Below are 2,702 nucleotides of genomic sequence, written 5' to 3' on the forward strand. Positions count from 1 at the left end.
ATAAATTTTTACTCACCCCTGCTCCATTACGCCCGCACTACCATCCGCCATCTAAACCACAGCTGGGCCACCAGGATCAGTATCCCACCGGTGATTTTCTGCATCGGCAGCTTTTCTCCGTACCACATTGCCGCCGCAATCACCGTCAGCAGCGGCTCCAGCACCATAATAATTGCCGCATTGGCGACCGCGGCATGCTTCTGCCCCTGGAGCTGAAGGCCAAAGCGCAGGCTGGTGGCGATCAGGATGCTGGCGAGCAGCCACATCGCGGTGGTGGCGGTAAATGGCTGGCTCCATGTCTCCGTCAGCCCTGAAAGCACCAGCCCCACCACGCCGGTCATCCCCAGCTGCACCGCCGTCAGCGGCAGCAGCGGCACTTCTCTGGCGCAGCGGCTGGTGTAGCAAAACGAGATCGACTGCACCACGGCGGTCAGCAAAAACCACCCCTGGCTGGCGTGAAACGACACCGGGAACTGTAAGCTCAGCAGTCCCAGACCGACAAAGGCCAGTGGCAGGCACTCCCAGTAGGCACGGGCGGGCCGGACCCTCATCATCCCCCAGGCCACCAGCGGTACGAACAGCATCGACAGGCTCATGATAAATGCGCCTTCGCCGAGCGAGGGAGTCGTTGAAACGGAGTAGATCCATAGACACATGGTCAGCGCCATCCAGGCCCCGCTGATAAGCACCCTGATGATCTGCTCACGCGGAATACGCTGTCCCCGGCAGAACGGCAGCAGCACCAGGGCGGCACAGCCAAAACGCAATCCCAGGAAAGCGAAAACCGGCATTCCGGAGATGCCCTCACGGGAAAAAATCCAGCCGCAGGCGGCGATAAGGGTGACCATAATGAGGAGAAGATCGGCTTGCCGCTGGGGATTCATTGAAATAGTCATCACTACAGAAAAATATAAAAAGAGTTGTGCCATCATAGTGCTAATGGCCTTAATTACATAGATCGTTAGCAGGCGAAATAATATTCCCTGCAGTTTAGGGGGTTTATTTGCTGCTGCGCCGCTCTTCAGATTAAGCTGATATCGCCACCATTTCAGAGAAAAGCAGCTATTCCCACCAAAAAGTTGCACCCGTCGACTATTTTATTTATGGTGTACCCCCGCCGCTAAACGTGGCGAACCATCATTCTCTGCATCTTATAGCTTTCATTTCCTTTAATTTGGTTTTACGGCTGCGAAAGCTATAAGGTTGCGCCATCCACACTCATGGGGAGTTTATGAGCAACGGAACGACGTTAAACCAGCACCAGAATAACGCTTCAACAAGCAACGAATTGACCGTAGACGACATTACCGTTATCGATAGCGGCCTGCTTAAAAAAGCCGTCGGCGCAGCTGCGCTCGGTAATACCATGGAGTGGTTCGACTTCGGGGTTTACAGCTATCTGGCTGTGATCATCGGCCAGGTCTTCTTCCCGGGTGCCAGCAGCACCGCGCAGCTGATCGCCTCCTTCGGGACCTTTGCCGCTGCCTTCCTCGTGCGCCCTATCGGCGGGATGGTATTCGGTCCGCTCGGCGATCGCTTCGGTCGTCAGAAGATCCTCGCCCTGACGATGATTATGATGTCGATCGGTACGTTCAGCATCGGCCTGATCCCCGACTATGACAGCATTGGTATCGCCGCGCCGATCCTGCTGCTGGTGGCGCGTCTGGTGCAGGGTTTCTCCACTGGGGGCGAGTATGGCGGAGCCGCAACCTTTATCGCGGAGTACTCTACGGATAAACGTCGCGGATTTATGGGCAGCTTCCTGGAGTTCGGTACCCTCGGCGGCTATCTACTGGGTGCCAGCCTGGTGACAATTATGATCGCGGTTCTGCCTACCGAGGCGATGCACGCCTGGGGCTGGCGTATCCCGTTCTTCCTGGCCGCGCCGCTGGGGCTGTTTGGCCTCTACATTCGTCTTAAGCTCGAGGAGACGCCCGCGTTTAAAGATCATATGGATAAGCAGGAGGCGCTGGAGCATAGCAAGCCGCAGCTTAGCCTGATCCAGATGCTGAACAAACATCGCAAGCAGATCCTGAAGTGCATCGGCCTGGTGCTGGTGTTCAACGTCTCGAACTATATGCTGACTTCCTACATGCCAAGCTACCTGACCAGCGTGCTGGGCATGAGCGAGCTGACCGGCCTGCTGCTGGTAATGGTGATCATGTTTGTGATGATGCCGTTGACTCTGGCCTGGGGCTACTGGACCGATCGCATCGGCCGCCGTCCGGTCATCGCCCTCGGCGCAGCCGGGCTGATCCTGCTGGCGATCCCGAGCTTTATGCTGATCGGATCCGGCAATATGCTGGCGGTATTTGGCGGGCTGGTTATTCTTGGCGTACTGCACACCTGCTTTAGCGGCACCATGCCTGCGACGCTCCCGGCCCTATTCGTGACCGATATCCGCTACAGCGCGCTGGCGATTGGCTTTAACCTCTCGGTTTCGCTGTTCGGTGGCACCACGCCGCTGGTGACCGCCTGGCTGGTGGATACCACGCACAACGTGATGATGCCAGCTTACTATATGATGGGTGCGGGGATTATCGGTCTGATTACGGTCCTGACCCTGCGCGAGACGGCCCAGAAGCCGCTCAGCGGTTCATCTCCGGCGGTGGCAACGCATGCCGAGGCGCACCGCCTGATCGATAAGCTGCGCAAGCAGAAACGCAGCAAGCACCTGCAGGCGCAGGTAGCAAGCAAATAGG

2 protein-coding genes are annotated in these 2,702 nt (G+C 57.3%); one reads left to right on the forward strand and one right to left on the reverse strand.

The window, feature by feature from the left end; all coding sequences use genetic code 11:
- Positions 1-26: 26 nt before the first annotated feature.
- A complete protein-coding gene (locus FN633_RS09380; protein WP_154058891.1) occupies positions 27-884 on the reverse strand; it encodes a DMT family transporter in 858 nt (285 codons plus the stop codon).
- Between the two features lie 347 nt (positions 885-1,231).
- Here FN633_RS09380 and proP point away from each other — a divergent pair, with 347 nt between their 5' ends.
- Positions 1,232-2,701, forward strand: coding sequence for a glycine betaine/L-proline transporter ProP (proP, locus tag FN633_RS09385; protein WP_154057523.1), 1,470 nt, complete (start codon positions 1,232-1,234; stop codon positions 2,699-2,701).
- The last annotated feature ends 1 nt before the right edge of the window (position 2,702 follow it).

This window comes from Pseudescherichia vulneris (genome assembly GCF_902164725.1).
Taxonomy (GTDB): Bacteria; Pseudomonadota; Gammaproteobacteria; order Enterobacterales; family Enterobacteriaceae; genus Pseudescherichia; species Pseudescherichia vulneris.